Origin of the sequence: Rhizobium centroccidentale, assembly GCF_030182565.1 — a bacterium.
In the GTDB taxonomy this organism is placed as follows: Bacteria; Pseudomonadota; Alphaproteobacteria; order Rhizobiales; family Rhizobiaceae; genus Rhizobium.
Map to the genome: position 1 here is coordinate 65,257 of NZ_JAQJCG010000011.1, position 16,328 is coordinate 81,584.

The window sequence follows — 16,328 nt, forward strand, 5'->3', positions numbered from 1 at the left end:
TGATGCCGATGATGGCAATCCGGCGGAGCAGAAGAAAAGCAAGTTGCTCGAACAGATGCGCCGAGTTGGCGAATCCTCCGGCCGTAATCGAACCGAACGGCTGAACCGGCAGCCGCAGGCACAGCCGCGCCATGTGACGCGCTTCGAGGATCTGCCGGAGTACAAGCGTGTTGCAACGCAACGTACGGCAGGCGAGTTGCTCGGTGTCGCCAATCCCTTCTACCGGTCGCATGATGCCGCTGCCGGCGCGACGACGCGCATCGGCGGGCGCGAGTTCGTCAATTTTGCTTCTTATGACTATCTGGCGACCAATACCGATCCGCATGTCGCCACACGTGCCAAAGAGGCGATCGACCGCTTCGGAATTTCGGCTTCGGCGAGTCGCCTCGTGGCAGGAGAGCGGCCTGGTCACGTCGAGCTCGAACGCAGGCTCGCCTCAGTCTATGGCGTCGATGCTGCCGTCTGCTTCGTCAGCGGCTACCTGACCAATGTCGCCGCGATCGGCTGCCTGATGGGGCCACAAGATCTGGTGATCCATGATGAATTCATTCACAACAGCGCGCTTGCCGGCATCAAGCTTTCCGGCGCGGCACGCCGGCTGTTTCAGCATAATGATGTCGACAGCCTCGAAAATATCCTGAAGACGCTCTCATCGGATTTTCGGCGCGTCCTCGTCATCGTCGAAGGCATCTATTCGATGGATGGCGATATCGCCGATCTGCCCGCTCTGCTGGAATTGAAGACGCGCTACGGTTTTTGGCTGATGGTCGACGAAGCGCATGCACTTGGCATTCTCGGCAAGAGGGGTCGCGGCACGTTCGAGCATTTCGATCTCGATCCGCGTGACGTCGATATTTGGATGGGCACCCTGTCGAAGACGACCTCCAGCTGTGGCGGCTATATTGCCGGCAGCAGCGCGCTCGCCGATATTCTGAAAGCGGAAGCCGGCGGTTTCGTCTATAGCGTCGGTCTTTCACCGGTTCTCGCCGCCGCTGCCATCGCTGGCCTCGATATCCTCAAGTCCGAACCGGAGCGAACCGAACGCCTCAGGCGCAACGGCCACCTTTTTCTTGAAGAAGCAAAAGCGGCAGGACTCGATACCGGCCTCAGCATGGGCCATTCGGTCGTGCCCGTCATCGTCGGCGATTCGCTTCGTGCGGCGCAGCTTTCGAACGACCTGCTCGCCGAAGGCATCAATGTGTTGCCCATCATCCATCCCGCGGTACCGGAGGGCATGGCTCGGCTCCGTTTCTTCATCACCTGCGATCACACCGAGGAGCAGATCCGGCGCGCCGTCAGGCTGACAGCGGAAAAACTCAAGAGTTTGAAGGACCGCAATTTCGGTCTCGCCTCGCTGGATATGGACAAGATGATGCAGCTGCTGCCCCTGGCCCAGGCTCCAGGCGGCTCATAAGTTCGGGCGGTCGTCTCATGCACGTTATCGTCACGGGAGGTTCAAGCGGAATTGGTCTGGCGGTAGCGAAGCTTTACGCGGCGCGGGGGGCTCGAGTTTCGCTCCTTGCTCGCGATACGCGGCGCCTCGAAGACGCACGTGCCGAAATCGCAGCGCTTCCCGGTGTCGACGGCGCCTTTATCCGAACGGCTTCCGTTGATGTGGCTTCGGCCGAGCAGACCACGGAGGCGGTAAAGCTTTGCGAGGCGTCCTTCGGCCCTTGCGATATCCTCATAGTTTCTGCGGGCATCGTCGAGCCCCGCGCCTTCGATGCGATGCCGGCATCGGTTTTCGATGAGCAGATCTCCATCAATGTCCTTGGGACGGCCAACGCGGTTCGCGCTGTTTATAAGGGTATGAAGAGCCGGCGCAGCGGCCGGATCATGATGATCTCCTCGGGCGCGGCCTTGATCGGCATATTCGGCTATACCGCCTATTGCGCATCCAAATCGGCGCTGATTGGCTTTGCCGAAGCTTTGAGCGCCGAGGCTGCCGCTTCAGGCGTAAAGATTTCCATCTGTTTCCCACCCGATACGATGACGCCGCAATATCGTCGGGAAATCTCTCTCAGACCTCGCGAAGCGGACATGTTGATGGGGACCGTCAAACCGTGGAGTGCCGAGGCGGTCGCGGAAAAAATCGTCCAAGGATTGGATCGCGGCAAGCAAAGAATCCATTTCGGATTTTTGCTGACGGCGCTTGCATTTTTCGGACCAGTGATAAAACCGCCGCTACTATGGTGGTTTTCGCGCAAGACGCGAAAAATATTTGGTGGGGAGGGGGATCGCGGTCTTGCCGATACCGCCGAGCAAGGCTTTGATAGCGATAAGTAATACGAAACAACTACCGGTGTTGCGCTGTCGGTGAAACACGTGCAAGAGAAACTAAGTCAGGGAATTGGCGGCCCGTTCCTCGCGGATATGAGAAATGTCATAGAGGCGGCGGGCATTTGGATGGCGCAATCTTGAAGCTTCATGATTTTCCAGTTCTTTTGACGCTTGCCTGCTTCGCGTTTTCCTGCGTCATCGTCCTGCTAACCGATCCTTTCGCCATGCCGGCTGCCGTCACCGCCGAGAATCGCCCGAAAAGAAGCTGGCGGCGGGTAGCTTGCGACTGGGTGGCCAGGATTCCGGTCATCATATTGATCTATGTCGCCTTCTTCGCCATTTCCTGGCGCCCGCTCTACAGCACGCAGGCTGTCATCAGCTTCTTCGTCATCTTCACGGGCATATCGAGGGCGAAGTTCGAGTTTATCCGTGAGCCTCTGGTTTTTTCGGACATCGCGCTGGTCGTGGATGTTTTCAAATACAAGGAGATCTTCTACGCGACCTCGCTGAACATCGTCTTCTGGATTATCGCCTTCGCTTATGTTTTCGGCCTCAGCGGCCTCTATATGTATCTCGAGCCATCGGTTTTGCCGGCGTCGAACCAATTGTTATGGGTTCTGTTGATGTTGGTCGTCGCCTTCGCGCCATGGCTCGCGCTGTTCAGCAGGGTCGTCAGCGAGCCGGTCTGCCGTTTCACACAGAAGTTTCTCGGCAAGGTTGACGTAAAGATCGATACGGTGAGGTTCGGCACCTTCGCCTCCGTCGTCTTTCATTTCGTCATCTGGGTCGGTGTCCGGCGCGAGGCGATCGTCGCGGAATTGTCCGGGCGCTTCATGTCGGCGCTTCAGGAGCTTTGGGAGCATGGTGAAGACGAACCGCTCATCGTCGTCTGGCAATCCGAATCCTTCATCGACCTCAGACATTTCGGTGTCGACAATATCAAGCTTCCCAATCTCGACCGCCTGCGTGAGCAGGCCGCACAATGGGGCCGCATGACCAGTGTCTTCGAGGGTGGCTATACGCTGCGAACCGAATTTGCCGTCTTGAGCGGACTGCTGCCCGAAAATGTGCATATCGATGCCAGCTACCCCTATCTGCGCGCCAGCCACTATAAGGATGTGGTCTGGCCGGCGCGGCTGAAGAAGGCGGGCTGGAAGACGCAGTTCATCCATCCTTACGATAAGACATTCTTCCTTCGTCACAAGGCATTGCCGCAGCTCGGCTTCGACCGGATGATGATGCTGGACGAGTTCGATCACAATCCGGAACGCGATGGCCCCTATGTCAGCGACCTCTCGCTGACGAAGAGCGTGATTCGGACGATCGACGACGATGGTACCGGCAAGAATTTCCTCTTTGTCGCATCCATGGCGAATCACGGCCCCTGGGAGCCGGGTCGCTGCGGTGACCTCGTCAATCCGGTGGATATCTATGGCGAGCTCCTGATGCGCGCCGATCATGCGCTCGGCAATCTCGCCCATCATCTCGACAGGCTGGATCGCCCGGTCTGGCTGCTCTTCTATGGTGATCATGCACCCTTGCTGAAGGCCTTTGCGGATCCGTTCCCCGACCCGCGCACCGATTACGTCATCGTTCCGCTTGGCCGCGCGCGCTCGCACTCCCAAAAGCCACAGCCGCCGCAGGAAGAGGCGCCCTGGAACTTGTTCGGTACGTTGCTGCACTATGCCGGCCTTGCCACCGAGGTTGCGGAGTGATGCTGAGCGGGGAGGGCATCGCCCCCGCGCGCATATTCCTGTTCCTGCAGGGGCCATCCTCGCCATTGTTCGTCGAGATCGCCAGGATTCTGGAGATGGCCGGCAGCCGCTGTATCCGCATCAACCTGAATGCCGGGGACTGGATTTCTTGGCGCCGGCGCGGCGTCTCCAATTATCGCGGCGATTTTGCTGGATGGCGCGCCTATGTCAGACAGCGAATCGAGGCCGAGAACCTCACCGACTTGATTCTGCATGGCGAGGAGCGCCCCTATCATCAGGTTGCCATCGAGGAGGCGCGGCGTGCCGGCGTTACCGTCAATGTCGTCGAGATGGGATATTTGCGGCCGGACTGGGTGACGCTCGAACGGGACGGCCTCTCTTCGAATTCGCACTTTCCGGCCGATCCGGCCCATATATTGAAGGCGGCGTCCAAGCTGCCGGAACCTGATTGGACGCGTCGTTACAACCAGACTTTCCTAGCGGAAGCGCTTTACGATCTCGCCTATTATCTGCCGACGGTTTTTCTGTGGTTTCTCTATCCCGGCTATCGGCGGCATGGGCTCTACCATCCCCTAATGGAATATGCCGGCTGGCTGAGGAAGCTTCCTTCCAGGGGCAGGAGGGCACGAGAGGCAGAGGGTGTGATCAAGGATCTGATTGCCGGCGGCAAACGATTCTTCGTCTATCCCCTACAGCTTCAGACCGATTTTCAGTTGCGAGCACACTCGCCTTTCCATCTGCAGCAGGATGCGATCCGGCTGATTCTCCGTTCCTTCGCGGAGAATGCCGCGCCCGACGCGCATCTCGTCCTCAAGCTTCATCCGCTCGACAACGGGCTCGTGGACTGGCGGACCTATGTCGAGCACATCGGCGCTTCTTACGGATTGCCATCTCGCCTCCATCTGATCGATGGCGGCAGTCTTGACCGGCTGATTGCCGCCAGCCAGGGCATGGTAACTGTCAACTCGACTGCGGCACTTTCAGCGCTGCAGGTGGGAAAGCCGGTCAAAGCGCTGGGAGCGGCGATCTACGATATCGATGGTTTGAGCGATCAAGGCAGCCTGGATCGATTCTGGCTGGAGCCGACGCCACCGTCGTCGGAACTGCGCGGCGCGTTCTTTCGCCTGCTGGCCGCGGCTGTACAGGTGCGCGGCAACTTTTGTTCCAGGGAGGGCGCGCGTGCCGCCGCCGCGCAGATCGCGGAGAGATTACTGTCGCGGACGGTCAATCTGCCAGATGCCTATATAGACCCACCGCCAAGGCGGCGACCGGCGAAGCGCCATGTGCCATAAGGGCGACGAAATACAATGGAAGAAGAACTGTTGTCCCTGCGAGGATCTTCAGGCTGAAATTGACAACGAGGCCACTTACATGTGGACTGATACCGAACTCAGCGCGTCGATTCGACGTTGGGAATGAATGTGGTAACGGTTTGCGGGAGCAAACGGCATGGATGACAGCAAGATGGAACGATTCATGTTGAAGGAGCTGCTGATGATTATCGCAGCCCTCGTACTTGTTTCCGTGGTACTTCTGGCCGTCATTATCCTCGGCAACTACTGAGCCACACGTATTGGTCGCGCAAAGTCGCTCATCGTGATTGCAGCAGCGAACAGCCGGCGATCTCAAACTGACAATTGAATACGTGAAGAATGGTGGGCGATGAGAGACTCGAACTCCCGACATCCTCGGTGTAAACGAGGCGCTCTACCAACTGAGCTAATCGCCCCTCTGCGAAGCGGGTCATTGGCCCGCCGCGTTCGGTGGCCGTGATCTATGCGGAACGACGACAAACCGCAAGAGTGTTTGTGAAGATTTTTTGATTTTTTTGAATTTTACACCTCTCCGATCGTGGTCATCCACATGAGCGGATGGGAGGCCTGCCTAATTATTCCTACGCATATCAGGCTCGAATGAAATGCGTGGGGCGGGAACCTGCTATGTGAAATCGAGGGGATCGAAAACTACGGGAGTGCTCGTCCAAAACAATTCGCATTCTGTCATCGATTTGTATTCAAACCTGCTTGACACCCAAACACGAACCCCGTAGTTAGCCGCTCATCGAACGGCGAGGGCCGCTTTGATGGGTGCGGAAGCATCTGGAATGCTTGAAATGAAATGCGGGTGTAGCTCAGTCGGTTAGAGTGCCGGCCTGTCACGCCGGAGGTCGCGGGTTCGAGCCCCGTCACTCGCGCCATTTCAAGGCAAATTTCAGATCTGCATCGGCTGAAAGGCCAAACAATGCGCGGGTGTAGCTCAGTCGGTTAGAGTGCCGGCCTGTCACGCCGGAGGTCGCGGGTTCGAGCCCCGTCACTCGCGCCATTCTCTCCAAGCCCTTACAATCAAACATCAATTTATTGCGATTGCGAAGGAGCCTTTTCGCGCCAGCGCTGATTTGTCGCGTTGCCGTCGCAACACATTGATATCTACCGCTCGATAGTACCCTAACAGACAGATTCAAAAGGCTTGCGCCCGCGCTCCGGCTGCGCTAACCACGGCTCTGTTGCAACGCTCTTTCGCTTGCTGGGCATTTGCTCAGATGCGCCGCCCCGGCGCTGACGCAAGCAGGGATGGACATGATGACTGGACTGCTCAGTTCCTATATTCCGATAGCGATTTTCATTGGTATTGCCTTGGTAATCGGCCTGGCGCTGTTGATCACGCCGTTTGCCGTCGCCTTCAAGGCGCCTGACTCGGAAAAGCTGTCGGCTTACGAATGCGGCTTCAATGCATTCGATGACGCCCGCATGAAGTTCGATATCCGCTTCTACCTGGTATCGATTCTCTTCATCATCTTCGATCTGGAAGTCGCCTTCCTCTTCCCGTGGGCCGTATCCTTCGGTGCGATCGGCTGGTTCGGGTTCTGGTCGATGATGGTGTTCCTCGCGGTGCTGACCATCGGCTTTATCTATGAATGGAAGAAGGGAGCCCTGGAATGGGAGTAGCCCCAAGCAACACGACGCTCGTTGCGCCGCAGCCGAAGGGGATTATCGATCCCGCAACCGGCAAGCCCGTTGGCAGCAACGATCCGTTCTTCGGCGAGATCAACAACGAGCTCGCCGACAAGGGTTTTCTGGTCACCTCCACCGATGAGCTGATCAACTGGGCCCGCACCGGCTCCCTGATGTGGATGACTTTCGGTCTCGCCTGCTGCGCCGTGGAGATGATGCAGGTTTCCATGCCGCGTTATGACGTCGAGCGCTTCGGCTTTGCGCCGCGCGCTTCGCCGCGTCAGTCCGACGTCATGATCGTCGCCGGCACGCTCACCAACAAGATGGCGCCCGCGCTGCGCAAGGTCTACGACCAGATGCCGGAGCCGCGTTACGTCATCTCGATGGGCTCCTGCGCCAACGGCGGCGGTTACTATCACTATTCCTATTCCGTCGTTCGCGGATGCGACCGTGTCGTTCCGATCGACATCTATATTCCGGGCTGTCCTCCCACGGCGGAGGCGCTGCTTTACGGCGTGCTTCTGCTGCAGAAGAAGATCCGGCGCACCGGCACGATCGAACGGTAAGGCAGGGGACAAGGTATTATGAGTGAAGCCCTGAACGAACTCGCCGCCTACCTCACGGAAGTTCGCAGCGCCCTGATTTCTTCGAGCGAGATCAAGTACGGCGAGCTGAACGTGACGACGACGACCGAAAACGTTATCGCCCTGCTGACCTTCCTGCGTGACGACGCCAAGTGCGGCTTTGTCAACATGACGGATATTTGCGGCGTCGACTGGCCGCAGCGCGCCGAGCGTTTTGATGTGGTGTATCATCTGCTGTCGCCCAAGAAGAACTTGCGCATTCGCGTCAAGGTTCCTGTCGGCGAAGATCAGCCTGTTCCCTCCGCTTGCGGCGTCTATCCCGGCGCAGATTGGTTCGAGCGTGAAACCTGGGACATGTACGGCGTTCTCTTCACAGGTCATCCCGATCTACGTCGCCTGCTGACGGATTACGGCTTCGAAGGTCATCCGCTGCGCAAGGACTTCCCGACGACCGGTTTCGTCGAAGTCCGCTACGATGATGCCGCCAAGCGCGTCGTCTACGAGCCGGTGGAACTGAAGCAGGAATTCCGCAACTTCGACTTCCTTTCGCCGTGGGAGGGCACCGACTACGTGCTCCCGGGCGACGAAAAGGCGAAGGCCTGATTGTTGGCGTGTGGCGGGCTTCGGCCTGCCATCCTCTGAAATTCCGAAAACGCGAGCATCGCCGTCATGACAGAACATAACGTTCGCAACTTCAACATCAATTTCGGTCCGCAGCATCCGGCTGCGCACGGCGTTTTGCGTCTTGTCCTCGAACTGGACGGCGAAATTGTGGAACGCGTCGATCCCCATATCGGCCTGCTGCATCGCGGCACGGAAAAGCTGATCGAGACGAAGACCTATCTTCAGGCCGTTCCTTATTTCGACCGCCTCGACTATGTCGCGCCGATGAACCAGGAACACGCCTATGCGCTGGCCGTCGAAAAGCTGCTCGGCATCGATATCCCGATCCGCGGCCAGCTGATCCGCGTGCTCTATTCGGAAATCGGCCGCATCCTGTCGCATCTTCTGAACGTCACGACGCAGGCTATGGACGTCGGCGCGCTGACGCCGCCGCTGTGGGGCTTCGAAGAGCGCGAAAAGCTAATGGTGTTCTACGAGCGCGCCTCCGGCTCGCGCATGCACGCAGCTTACGTCCGTCCGGGTGGTGTTCACCAGGATCTTCCGGAAAAGCTCGTTCAGGATATTGGCGATTGGTGCGATCCCTTCCTCAAGGCGCTCGATGACATCGACGATCTTCTGACCGGTAACCGTATCTTCAAGCAGCGCAACGTCGATATCGGCGTGGTTTCGCTGGAAGACTGTTGGGCCTGGGGTTTCTCCGGCGTCATGGTCCGCGGCTCCGGTGCTGCCTGGGACTTGCGCAAGGCGCAGCCCTACGAATGCTATTCCGATCTCGAATTCGATATTCCGATCGGCAAGAACGGCGATTGCTACGACCGTTACCTCATCCGCATGATCGAAATGCGCGAATCTGTCCGCATTATGAAGCAGTGCGTCAATCGCCTGCTCGGCGATGCCAGGACCGGACCGGTTTCATCGCTCGATGGTAAGGTGGTTCCGCCGAAGCGCGGTGAGATGAAGCGCTCCATGGAAGCGCTGATCCACCATTTCAAGCTTTACACTGAAGGCTATCACGTGCCGGCGGGCGAGGTTTATGCGGCTGTCGAGGCGCCGAAGGGCGAGTTCGGCGTCTATCTCGTCTCGGACGGCTCCAACAAGCCGTATCGCTGCAAGATCCGTGCGCCGGGCTATGCGCATCTCCAGGCCATGGACTTCATGTGCCGCGGCCACCAGCTCGCCGACGTCGCGGCCGTGCTCGGCTCGCTCGATATCGTGTTCGGTGAGGTGGATCGTTGATGCGAGCCTGGCAGGTCGTCATTCCAGCGCTTCTGGTCGCCTGCGGTGCCTCTGCACAGCAGACCGGCAAGACGCAGGGCCTGCCGAGCATCAACCTGCAGAATTCGAATTCGATCAATTCGAATTCTGCGAAAAGTGGAAGTGAGATTGCGTCGGGCGGAGATTCGACCATGGGTGATCTCCTTTCCCGCGGTTACGAGATCAAGGCCGCTGTGCCGAATGGCGGCAAGTTTGTTGTGTTTATGCAGAAAGACCAGTCGGCCTATGCCTGCGAATTCTCGTCTCTGACGAATACGCGGTGTGGGTCCTTAAACTGAGATAAGGCGTGAAAGATGTCCGTTCGTCGACTAGCCGAAGATCAATTCCAGCCTGCCGCCTTCGCTTTCAATGCGGAGAATGCGGTCTGGGCTGAAAAGACGATTCAGAAATATCCTGATGGTCGTCAGCAATCCGCGATCATCCCGCTGATGATGCGCGCGCAGGAGCAGGAAGGCTGGGTCACCAAGGCGGCTATCGAAACGATCGCCGACATGCTCGATATGGCCTATATCCGTGCGCTCGAAGTCGCGACCTTCTATACGCAGTTCCAGTTGCATCCGGTCGGCACCCGCGCCCACGTCCAGGTCTGCGGCACGACGCCCTGCATGCTGCGCGGCGCCGAGGGACTGATCAAGATCTGCAAGAGCCGGATCAACGATCATGCTTTCGAGCGCAATGCCGACGGCACGCTCTCCTGGGAAGAAGTCGAATGTCAGGGCGCCTGCGTCAACGCACCGATGGTGGTGATCGGCAAGGATACCTATGAAGATCTGACGCCGGCACGTCTCGAAGAGATCATCGATGCATTCGCCGCAGGCAAGGGCCATAAGATTCAGACCGGCCCGCAGATCGATCGCGTTTTCTCCGCTCCGGAAGGCGGTTTGACGTCGCTGCTTTCGGATGAGGCGAAGGCAAAGAGTGTTGCAAGCAAGACGGCCAAGGCCACTGCCGAAGCCGTATCGATCCCGCCGTCGGAAGCCGGCCGCGCGAAAAGCACGGACGCCGAAACCAATCCCAGCCTGAAGACGCCGGCAACGGCGCCGAAGGAAGCAGCCAAGAATGCCAAAGCGGCCGAAACGCAGCCGCTTTCGGGCACTGCAGCTGCGGAGCCCGTTGCGGGCAAGCCGTCGCTCGACGACAAGGATCGGCCCGCAGGTATCGAAAGACCCGCGCAGCCGGATAATCTGCAACTCATTTCAGGCGTGGGCCCGAAGATCGAAGGGACCTTGCACGAGCTCGGTATCTTCACCTTCGCGCAGATTGCCAGCTGGAATGAGGCGGAGCGCCGCTGGGTCGATGGCTATCTGAATTTCAGGGGCCGGATCGAACGTGACGACTGGGTCAGGCAGGCTGAGGCACTCGCTAAGGGTGGCGAAGCGGAATATATCAAGGTCTTCGGCAAGAAGCCGCGGTAAGAGGTGAAGCATGTTACAGGATCAGGATCGCATCTTTACCAATATCTACGGCCTCAAGGATAAGTCTCTGAAGGGCGCGATGTCGCGCGGCCATTGGGACGGCACGAAGCAAATCCTCGAAAAGGGTCGTGACTGGATCATCAACGAGATGAAGGCTTCCGGCCTTCGCGGTCGCGGCGGCGCGGGCTTCCCGACCGGCCTCAAGTGGTCCTTCATGCCGAAGGAAAGCGACGGTCGTCCGCATTATCTCGTCGTCAACGCCGACGAGTCGGAACCCGGCACCTGCAAGGACCGCGACATCATGCGCCACGATCCGCATACGCTGATCGAAGGTTGCGTCATCGCCGGTTTCGCCATGGGTGCCAACACCGCTTACATCTATGTCCGCGGCGAGTACATGCGCGAGCGCGAAGCCCTACAGGCTGCGATCGACGAATGCTACGATGCTGGATTGCTGGGCAAAAACAACAAGCTCGGCTGGGATTTTGATGTTTTCGTTCATCACGGCGCCGGCGCTTATATCTGCGGCGAAGAAACCGCGCTGCTCGAAAGCCTCGAAGGCAAGAAGGGCCAGCCGCGCCTGAAGCCGCCGTTCCCGGCCAATATGGGTCTCTACGGCTGCCCCACGACGGTCAACAATGTCGAGTCGATCGCCGTTGCCCCGACGATCCTGCGCCGCGGCGCCGGCTGGTTCTCCTCCTTCGGCCGCCCGAACAATGTCGGCACGAAGCTGTTCATGCTCTCCGGTCACGTCAACCGTCCCTGCACGGTCGAGGAGACGATGGGCATCACCTTCCGCGAACTGGTCGAAAAGCACGGCGGCGGCATTCGCGGCGGCTGGGACAACCTGCTTGCCGTCATTCCCGGCGGCGCATCTTGCCCGGTCGTTCCGGCCGCCGATATCATCGACTGCCCGATGGATTTCGACGGCCTGCGCGAAGTCAAGTCGTCCTTCGGCACGGCTGCGGCGATCGTCATGGACAAGTCGACCGACATCATCAAGGCGATTGCCCGCATCTCGGCCTTCTTCAAGCACGAGAGCTGCGGCCAGTGCACGCCGTGCCGTGAAGGCACCGGCTGGATGTGGCGCGTTCTTGAGCGCATGGCTCGTGGCAACGCCCAGAAGCGCGAGATCGACATGCTGTTCCAGGTGACGAAGCAGATCGAAGGTCATACCATCTGTGCGCTCGGTGACGCAGCAGCATGGCCGGTTCAGGGCCTGATCCGCAATTTCCGTCCGGAGATCGAAAAGCGCATCGACCAGTACACCGCCAACGCGACGAGCCACGGCGCGGTTCTGGAAGCAGCCGAGTAAGGATCGAAGATGGCGAAGACCAACGATATCAGGCAGGAAAGCGGAGCGGCCGGCAATGCATCGGCCGATTTTGGCCGTGCCGCTGCCGATATGTTTGGGAACGCGCCGATCATGCCGATCCATCCGCTGATGGCCCATCCTGCCGCAGCCATTGCTGCGGTTACTGCGATCGGCTTCGGCTTTACCTCGCAGCTGGCGGGTGCATTCTTCGGTGCTTTCCAAGGCGCCGTTGAAGCGACCACCAAATTGGCCGAAGCCCTGGACGACGAAAAGCATCAGGCTGAAGTTGCTGCGAAGCCGACTGCTGCGAATGGCGGGGCAGGGGACGCAAAGCCTGTAAAGGCAGCGACCGTTGCCAAGGCAGCTGCGCCGAAGCCGGTTGCTGCCAAGCAGAAGGCGGTTGGCGTAAAGAAGGCTGAGCCGAAGCCTGTCGTTGCCGCGCCCAAGGCCGCGACGACAACTGCAAAGAAGACGGTGAAGGTAAAAGTCGCTGCGCCGGCTGCCGCAAAGAAGGTTGAAGTTGCCGCATCAGTTGCAGCCAAGCCCGCCCCTCCGCGCGGTCGCAAGGTGGCTGAGAAGACTGACGACCTGAAGCGGATTTCCGGCATAGGTCCGAAGCTGGAGCAGGTGCTGAACGGACGTGGCATCAAGCGGTTTGCCGATATTGCCGGCTGGAGCGATGCGGATATCGATCGGATCGATGGCGAACTCGGTTTCGAAGGTCGCATCCGGCGCGATGACTGGGTTGGCCAGGCGAAGGCGCTGCTGCCGAAGGGCCGCAGTTGAGGATTTCCCCGGCTGGATCGCGGCCGGGGAGCGTGAATGACGGCGATGGAGACGATGCAGGTGACCCGCATGGCTCGATCGCAAAGCTGGTCTTGCGGGGACAAGGCTCGGCAAAGCTTATTGTGAGCGAACCGGTGCCATCAGGCGTTTGAGCCGCCCCGATGGCAATCCGGTTTGCGATCATGAAATTGTCTGCGGCCAGGTTGGGCTGGAGACGTGACATAGGACTGAGTGGACGATGGCTAAACTGAAGATTGACGGTAAAGAGATCGAAGTTCCGGATCACTACACGCTTATCCAGGCGTGCGAGGAAGCCGGCGCCGAAGTCCCGCGCTTCTGCTTCCATGAACGACTGTCGGTGGCCGGCAATTGCCGCATGTGCCTCGTAGAGGTGAAGGGCGGACCGCCGAAGCCGCAGGCATCCTGCGCCATGGGCGTTCGCGATATTCGCGGCGGCCCGAATGGCGAGCTTCCGGAAGTCTTCACCAACACGCCGATGGTCAAGAAGGCCCGCGAAGGCGTGATGGAATTCCTGCTGATCAACCACCCGCTGGATTGCCCGATCTGCGACCAGGGCGGCGAATGCGACCTGCAGGATCAGGCCATGGCCTTCGGCATCGACAGCTCGCGTTATCAGGAAGATAAGCGTGCCGTCGAAGACAAGTATATCGGCCCGCTCGTCAAGACAGTGATGAACCGCTGCATCCACTGCACGCGCTGCGTTCGCTTCACGACGGAAGTTGCCGGCATTTCCGAACTCGGCCTCATCGGCCGCGGTGAAGATGCTGAAATCACCACCTATCTCGAGCACGCAATGACCTCCGAGCTGCAGGGCAACGTCGTTGACCTTTGCCCGGTCGGCGCGCTGACCTCGAAGCCCTTCGCCTTCACGGCTCGTCCGTGGGAACTGAACAAAACCGAATCGATCGACGTCATGGACGCCCTTGGCTCGGCGATCCGTGTCGACACGCGCGGCCGCGAAGTCATGCGCGTTCTGCCCCGCGTCAACGAACAGATCAACGAAGAGTGGATCTCCGACAAGACTCGCTTCATCTGGGACGGCCTGAAGACGCAGCGCCTCGACAAGCCCTATGTCCGCAAGGACGGCCGTCTGCAGCCGGCAAGCTGGAGCGACGCTTTCGCAGCCATCAAGTCGGCCGTTTCCGCCACCAGCGGCGACAAGATCGGCGCGATCGTCGGCGATCTTGCCTCGGTCGAGGAAATGTACGCTCTTGGCGAACTGCTGAAATCGCTCGGATCGGAAAATCTCGACTGTCGCCAGGACGGGGCGGCGCTTGATCCGTCGCTCGGCCGCGCAAGCTACATCTTCAATCCGACCATTCAGGGCATTGAAGCCGCCGACGCGCTGCTGATCGTCGGGGCCAATCCGCGCTTCGAAGCGGCCGTGCTGAACTCGCGCATCCGTAAGCGCTGGCGCCGCGGTAAGTTCCCGATCGGCGTAATCGGCGAAGCCGCCGACCTTCGCTACTCCTATGATTATCTCGGCGCTGGGCCAGATACGCTGGCCGATCTCGTCAGCGGCTCGCACAGCTTCGCAGACGTGCTGAAGAATGCTCAGAAGCCGATGATCATCATCGGCCAGGGCGCCCTGATCCGCGAAGAGGGTGCCGAGGTTCTGGCAAATGCCGCTAAGCTCGCTGCCGCTGCTGGCGTCGTCAAGGAAGACTGGAACGGTTTTGCCGTGCTGCACACCGCAGCCGCGCGGGTCGGCGGCCTTGATCTCGGCTTCGTGCCGGGCGCAAAGGGCGTCAATGCCGCTGCTATGCTCTCGTCGATGGACGTCCTCTTCCTGTTGGGCGCCGATGAGCTCGACTTCAGCCGCAAGGGCGCGAAATTGACTGTTTATATCGGCTCGCACGGCGACAATGGTGCACAGAATGCCGACGTCATCCTTCCGGCAGCCGCCTACACCGAAAAGTCGGGCACTTGGGTCAACACGGAAGGCCGCGTCCAGATGGGCAACCGCGCCGGTTTCGCGCCGGGCGACGCCCGCGAGGACTGGGCGATCATCCGAGCCCTTTCCGACGTGCTCGGCAAGAAGCTTCCCTTTGATTCGCTGAGAGAATTGCGCGCGAAGCTCTATGCAGCCTTCCCCCATTTCGCCGGCATCGACGAGATTGCCGAAGGCGATAGCGCCCAAATTGCCGCACTTGCGAAAAAAGCCGGCGCGATGGGCAAATCGGCATTTGCTTCGCCGATCAAAGACTTCTATTTGACGAACCCGATAACGCGCGCATCGGCTGTCATGGCCGAGTGCTCGGCATTGGCCCGCAACAATTTCCGCGTTGCGGCAGAGTAAGGGCAGAGGACTATGGATTCATTCGTTTCGACCTATCTCTGGCCGGCGCTGATCATGATTGGCCAGTCCCTGCTGCTCCTGGTCTGCCTGCTGATCTTCATCGCTTACATTCTGCTTGCCGACCGCAAGATCTGGGCGGCCGTCCAGCTACGCCGCGGCCCGAACGTCGTCGGTCCCTTCGGCCTGTTCCAGTCCTTCGCCGACTTGCTGAAGTTCATGTTCAAGGAGCCGATCATTCCGGCCGGTGCCAACAAGACCGTGTTCCTGCTGGCCCCGCTGGTTTCCGTGGTGCTGGCGCTCTCCACCTGGGCCGTCGTGCCTGTCGCGCAGAACTGGGTCGTCGCAGACATCAATGTCGGCATCCTCTACATTCTGGCGATCTCGTCGCTTGAAGTGTACGGTATCATCATGGGCGGTTGGGCTTCGAACTCGAAGTACCCGTTCCTCGGCGCGCTCCGCTCGGCCGCGCAGATGGTGTCCTACGAAGTCTCGATCGGCCTCGTCATCGTCACCGTGCTGCTCTGCGTCGGTTCGCTGAACTTGACGGATATCGTGCTCTCGCAGCAGACCGGCCTCGGCACCAAGCTCGGCCTGCCGGCCTCGTTCCTCGACTGGCACTGGCTGTCGCTCTTCCCGATGTTCATCGTGTTCTTCATTTCGGCTCTGGCTGAAACGAACCGTCCGCCCTTCGATCTTCCGGAAGCGGAATCGGAACTGGTTGCCGGCTTCATGGTCGAATACGGCTCTTCGCCCTACATGATGTTCATGCTCGGCGAATATGCCGCCGTCGTCCTGATGTGCTCGCTGACGACGATCCTCTTCCTCGGCGGCTGGCTGCCTCCGGTCGATATCTGGATCCTGAACTGGGTTCCGGGCATCATCTGGTTCCTGCTGAAGTCGTGCCTTGTGTTCTTCATGTTCGCGATGGTGAAGGCATTCGTGCCGCGCTACCGCTACGACCAGCTCATGCGCCTTGGCTGGAAGGTTTTCCTGCCGCTGTCGCTCGCGATGGTCGTTATCGTTGCATTCGTGCTGAAGCTGACGGGATGGGCATGATGATGTC

14 protein-coding genes and 3 tRNA genes are annotated in these 16,328 nt (G+C 59.4%); 16 read left to right on the forward strand and 1 reads right to left on the reverse strand.

The features are described 5' to 3' along the window. The first annotated feature begins 55 nt into the window (after nucleotides 1–55). The 4 genes from PH562_RS16065 to PH562_RS16080 all read left to right on the forward strand — a co-directional run bounded on the left by PH562_RS16065 (nucleotide 56) and on the right by PH562_RS16080 (nucleotide 5,287). Nucleotides 56–1,414 (forward strand): aminotransferase class I/II-fold pyridoxal phosphate-dependent enzyme, encoded by a 1,359-nt coding sequence (locus PH562_RS16065; protein ID WP_285174247.1) that lies wholly within the window; start codon nucleotides 56–58, stop codon nucleotides 1,412–1,414. Nucleotides 1,415–1,431: 17 nt separating this feature from the next. Next, the gene (locus PH562_RS16070) at nucleotides 1,432–2,286 is read left to right on the forward strand and encodes an SDR family oxidoreductase (RefSeq protein ID WP_285174132.1); all 855 of its coding nucleotides are present in this window, start codon (nucleotides 1,432–1,434) and stop codon (nucleotides 2,284–2,286) included. A 131-nt stretch (nucleotides 2,287–2,417) separates the two neighbouring features. Continuing rightward, a complete protein-coding gene (locus tag PH562_RS16075) occupies nucleotides 2,418–3,995 on the forward strand; it encodes an LTA synthase family protein (protein WP_285174133.1) in 1,578 nt (525 codons plus the stop codon). Further along, nucleotides 3,995–5,287: a capsule biosynthesis protein gene (locus tag PH562_RS16080; RefSeq protein ID WP_113229656.1), complete on the forward strand. Its 1,293-nt coding sequence runs from the start codon at nucleotides 3,995–3,997 to the stop codon at nucleotides 5,285–5,287. Before PH562_RS16075 ends, PH562_RS16080 begins: the two co-directional genes overlap by 1 nt. A gap of 361 nt (nucleotides 5,288–5,648) precedes the next feature. On the opposite strand, the gene PH562_RS16085 is transcribed toward PH562_RS16080, so the two are convergent. Then, nucleotides 5,649–5,724: transfer RNA gene (locus PH562_RS16085), tRNA-Val, on the reverse strand. Between the two features lie 391 nt (nucleotides 5,725–6,115). Between PH562_RS16085 and PH562_RS16090 the strand changes: the two genes are divergently transcribed. From PH562_RS16090 to nuoH, 12 genes are all read left to right on the forward strand, one after another. After that, a tRNA-Asp gene (locus tag PH562_RS16090) sits at nucleotides 6,116–6,192 on the forward strand. 48 nt (nucleotides 6,193–6,240) lie between these two features. After that, nucleotides 6,241–6,317 (forward strand) — tRNA-Asp (locus tag PH562_RS16095). Between the two features lie 257 nt (nucleotides 6,318–6,574). Then, a complete protein-coding gene (locus tag PH562_RS16100) occupies nucleotides 6,575–6,940 on the forward strand; it encodes an NADH-quinone oxidoreductase subunit A (protein WP_034489570.1) in 366 nt (121 codons plus the stop codon). Beyond that, nucleotides 6,931–7,512, forward strand: a complete 582-nt coding sequence (locus PH562_RS16105; protein ID WP_113233049.1) for a NuoB/complex I 20 kDa subunit family protein — start codon at nucleotides 6,931–6,933, stop codon at nucleotides 7,510–7,512. The genes PH562_RS16100 and PH562_RS16105 overlap by 10 nt, the downstream gene beginning before the upstream one ends. Nucleotides 7,513–7,530: 18 nt before the next feature. Then, a complete protein-coding gene (locus tag PH562_RS16110) occupies nucleotides 7,531–8,133 on the forward strand; it encodes an NADH-quinone oxidoreductase subunit C (RefSeq protein WP_069614978.1) in 603 nt (200 codons plus the stop codon). Nucleotides 8,134–8,199: 66 nt separating this feature from the next. Next, nucleotides 8,200–9,390 carry an NADH-quinone oxidoreductase subunit D gene (locus tag PH562_RS16115; protein ID WP_015339506.1) on the forward strand — a complete coding sequence of 397 codons (1,191 nt, stop codon included), beginning with the start codon at nucleotides 8,200–8,202 and terminating at the stop codon, nucleotides 9,388–9,390. After that, nucleotides 9,390–9,707 carry a hypothetical protein gene (locus PH562_RS16120; protein ID WP_285174134.1) on the forward strand — a complete coding sequence of 106 codons (318 nt, stop codon included), beginning with the start codon at nucleotides 9,390–9,392 and terminating at the stop codon, nucleotides 9,705–9,707. Before PH562_RS16115 ends, PH562_RS16120 begins: the two co-directional genes overlap by 1 nt. A gap of 15 nt (nucleotides 9,708–9,722) precedes the next feature. Continuing rightward, on the forward strand, nucleotides 9,723–10,844 hold the full coding sequence (locus PH562_RS16125) for an NADH-quinone oxidoreductase subunit E (RefSeq protein ID WP_285174135.1): 1,122 nt from the start codon (nucleotides 9,723–9,725) through the stop codon (nucleotides 10,842–10,844). 10 nt (nucleotides 10,845–10,854) lie between these two features. Next, nucleotides 10,855–12,159: an NADH-quinone oxidoreductase subunit NuoF gene (gene nuoF / locus PH562_RS16130; RefSeq protein ID WP_095434513.1), complete on the forward strand. Its 1,305-nt coding sequence runs from the start codon at nucleotides 10,855–10,857 to the stop codon at nucleotides 12,157–12,159. Nucleotides 12,160–12,168: 9 nt separating this feature from the next. Next, nucleotides 12,169–12,945 (forward strand): 5' DNA nuclease, encoded by a 777-nt coding sequence (locus tag PH562_RS16135; RefSeq protein ID WP_285174136.1) that lies wholly within the window; start codon nucleotides 12,169–12,171, stop codon nucleotides 12,943–12,945. Nucleotides 12,946–13,183: 238 nt separating this feature from the next. Further along, nucleotides 13,184–15,265 carry an NADH-quinone oxidoreductase subunit NuoG gene (gene nuoG / locus PH562_RS16140; protein ID WP_285174137.1) on the forward strand — a complete coding sequence of 694 codons (2,082 nt, stop codon included), beginning with the start codon at nucleotides 13,184–13,186 and terminating at the stop codon, nucleotides 15,263–15,265. Nucleotides 15,266–15,277: 12 nt separating this feature from the next. Continuing rightward, entirely contained in the window at nucleotides 15,278–16,321 is a 1,044-nt protein-coding gene (nuoH, locus tag PH562_RS16145; RefSeq protein WP_034507519.1) for an NADH-quinone oxidoreductase subunit NuoH, read from the forward strand. The last annotated feature ends 7 nt before the right edge of the window (nucleotides 16,322–16,328 follow it).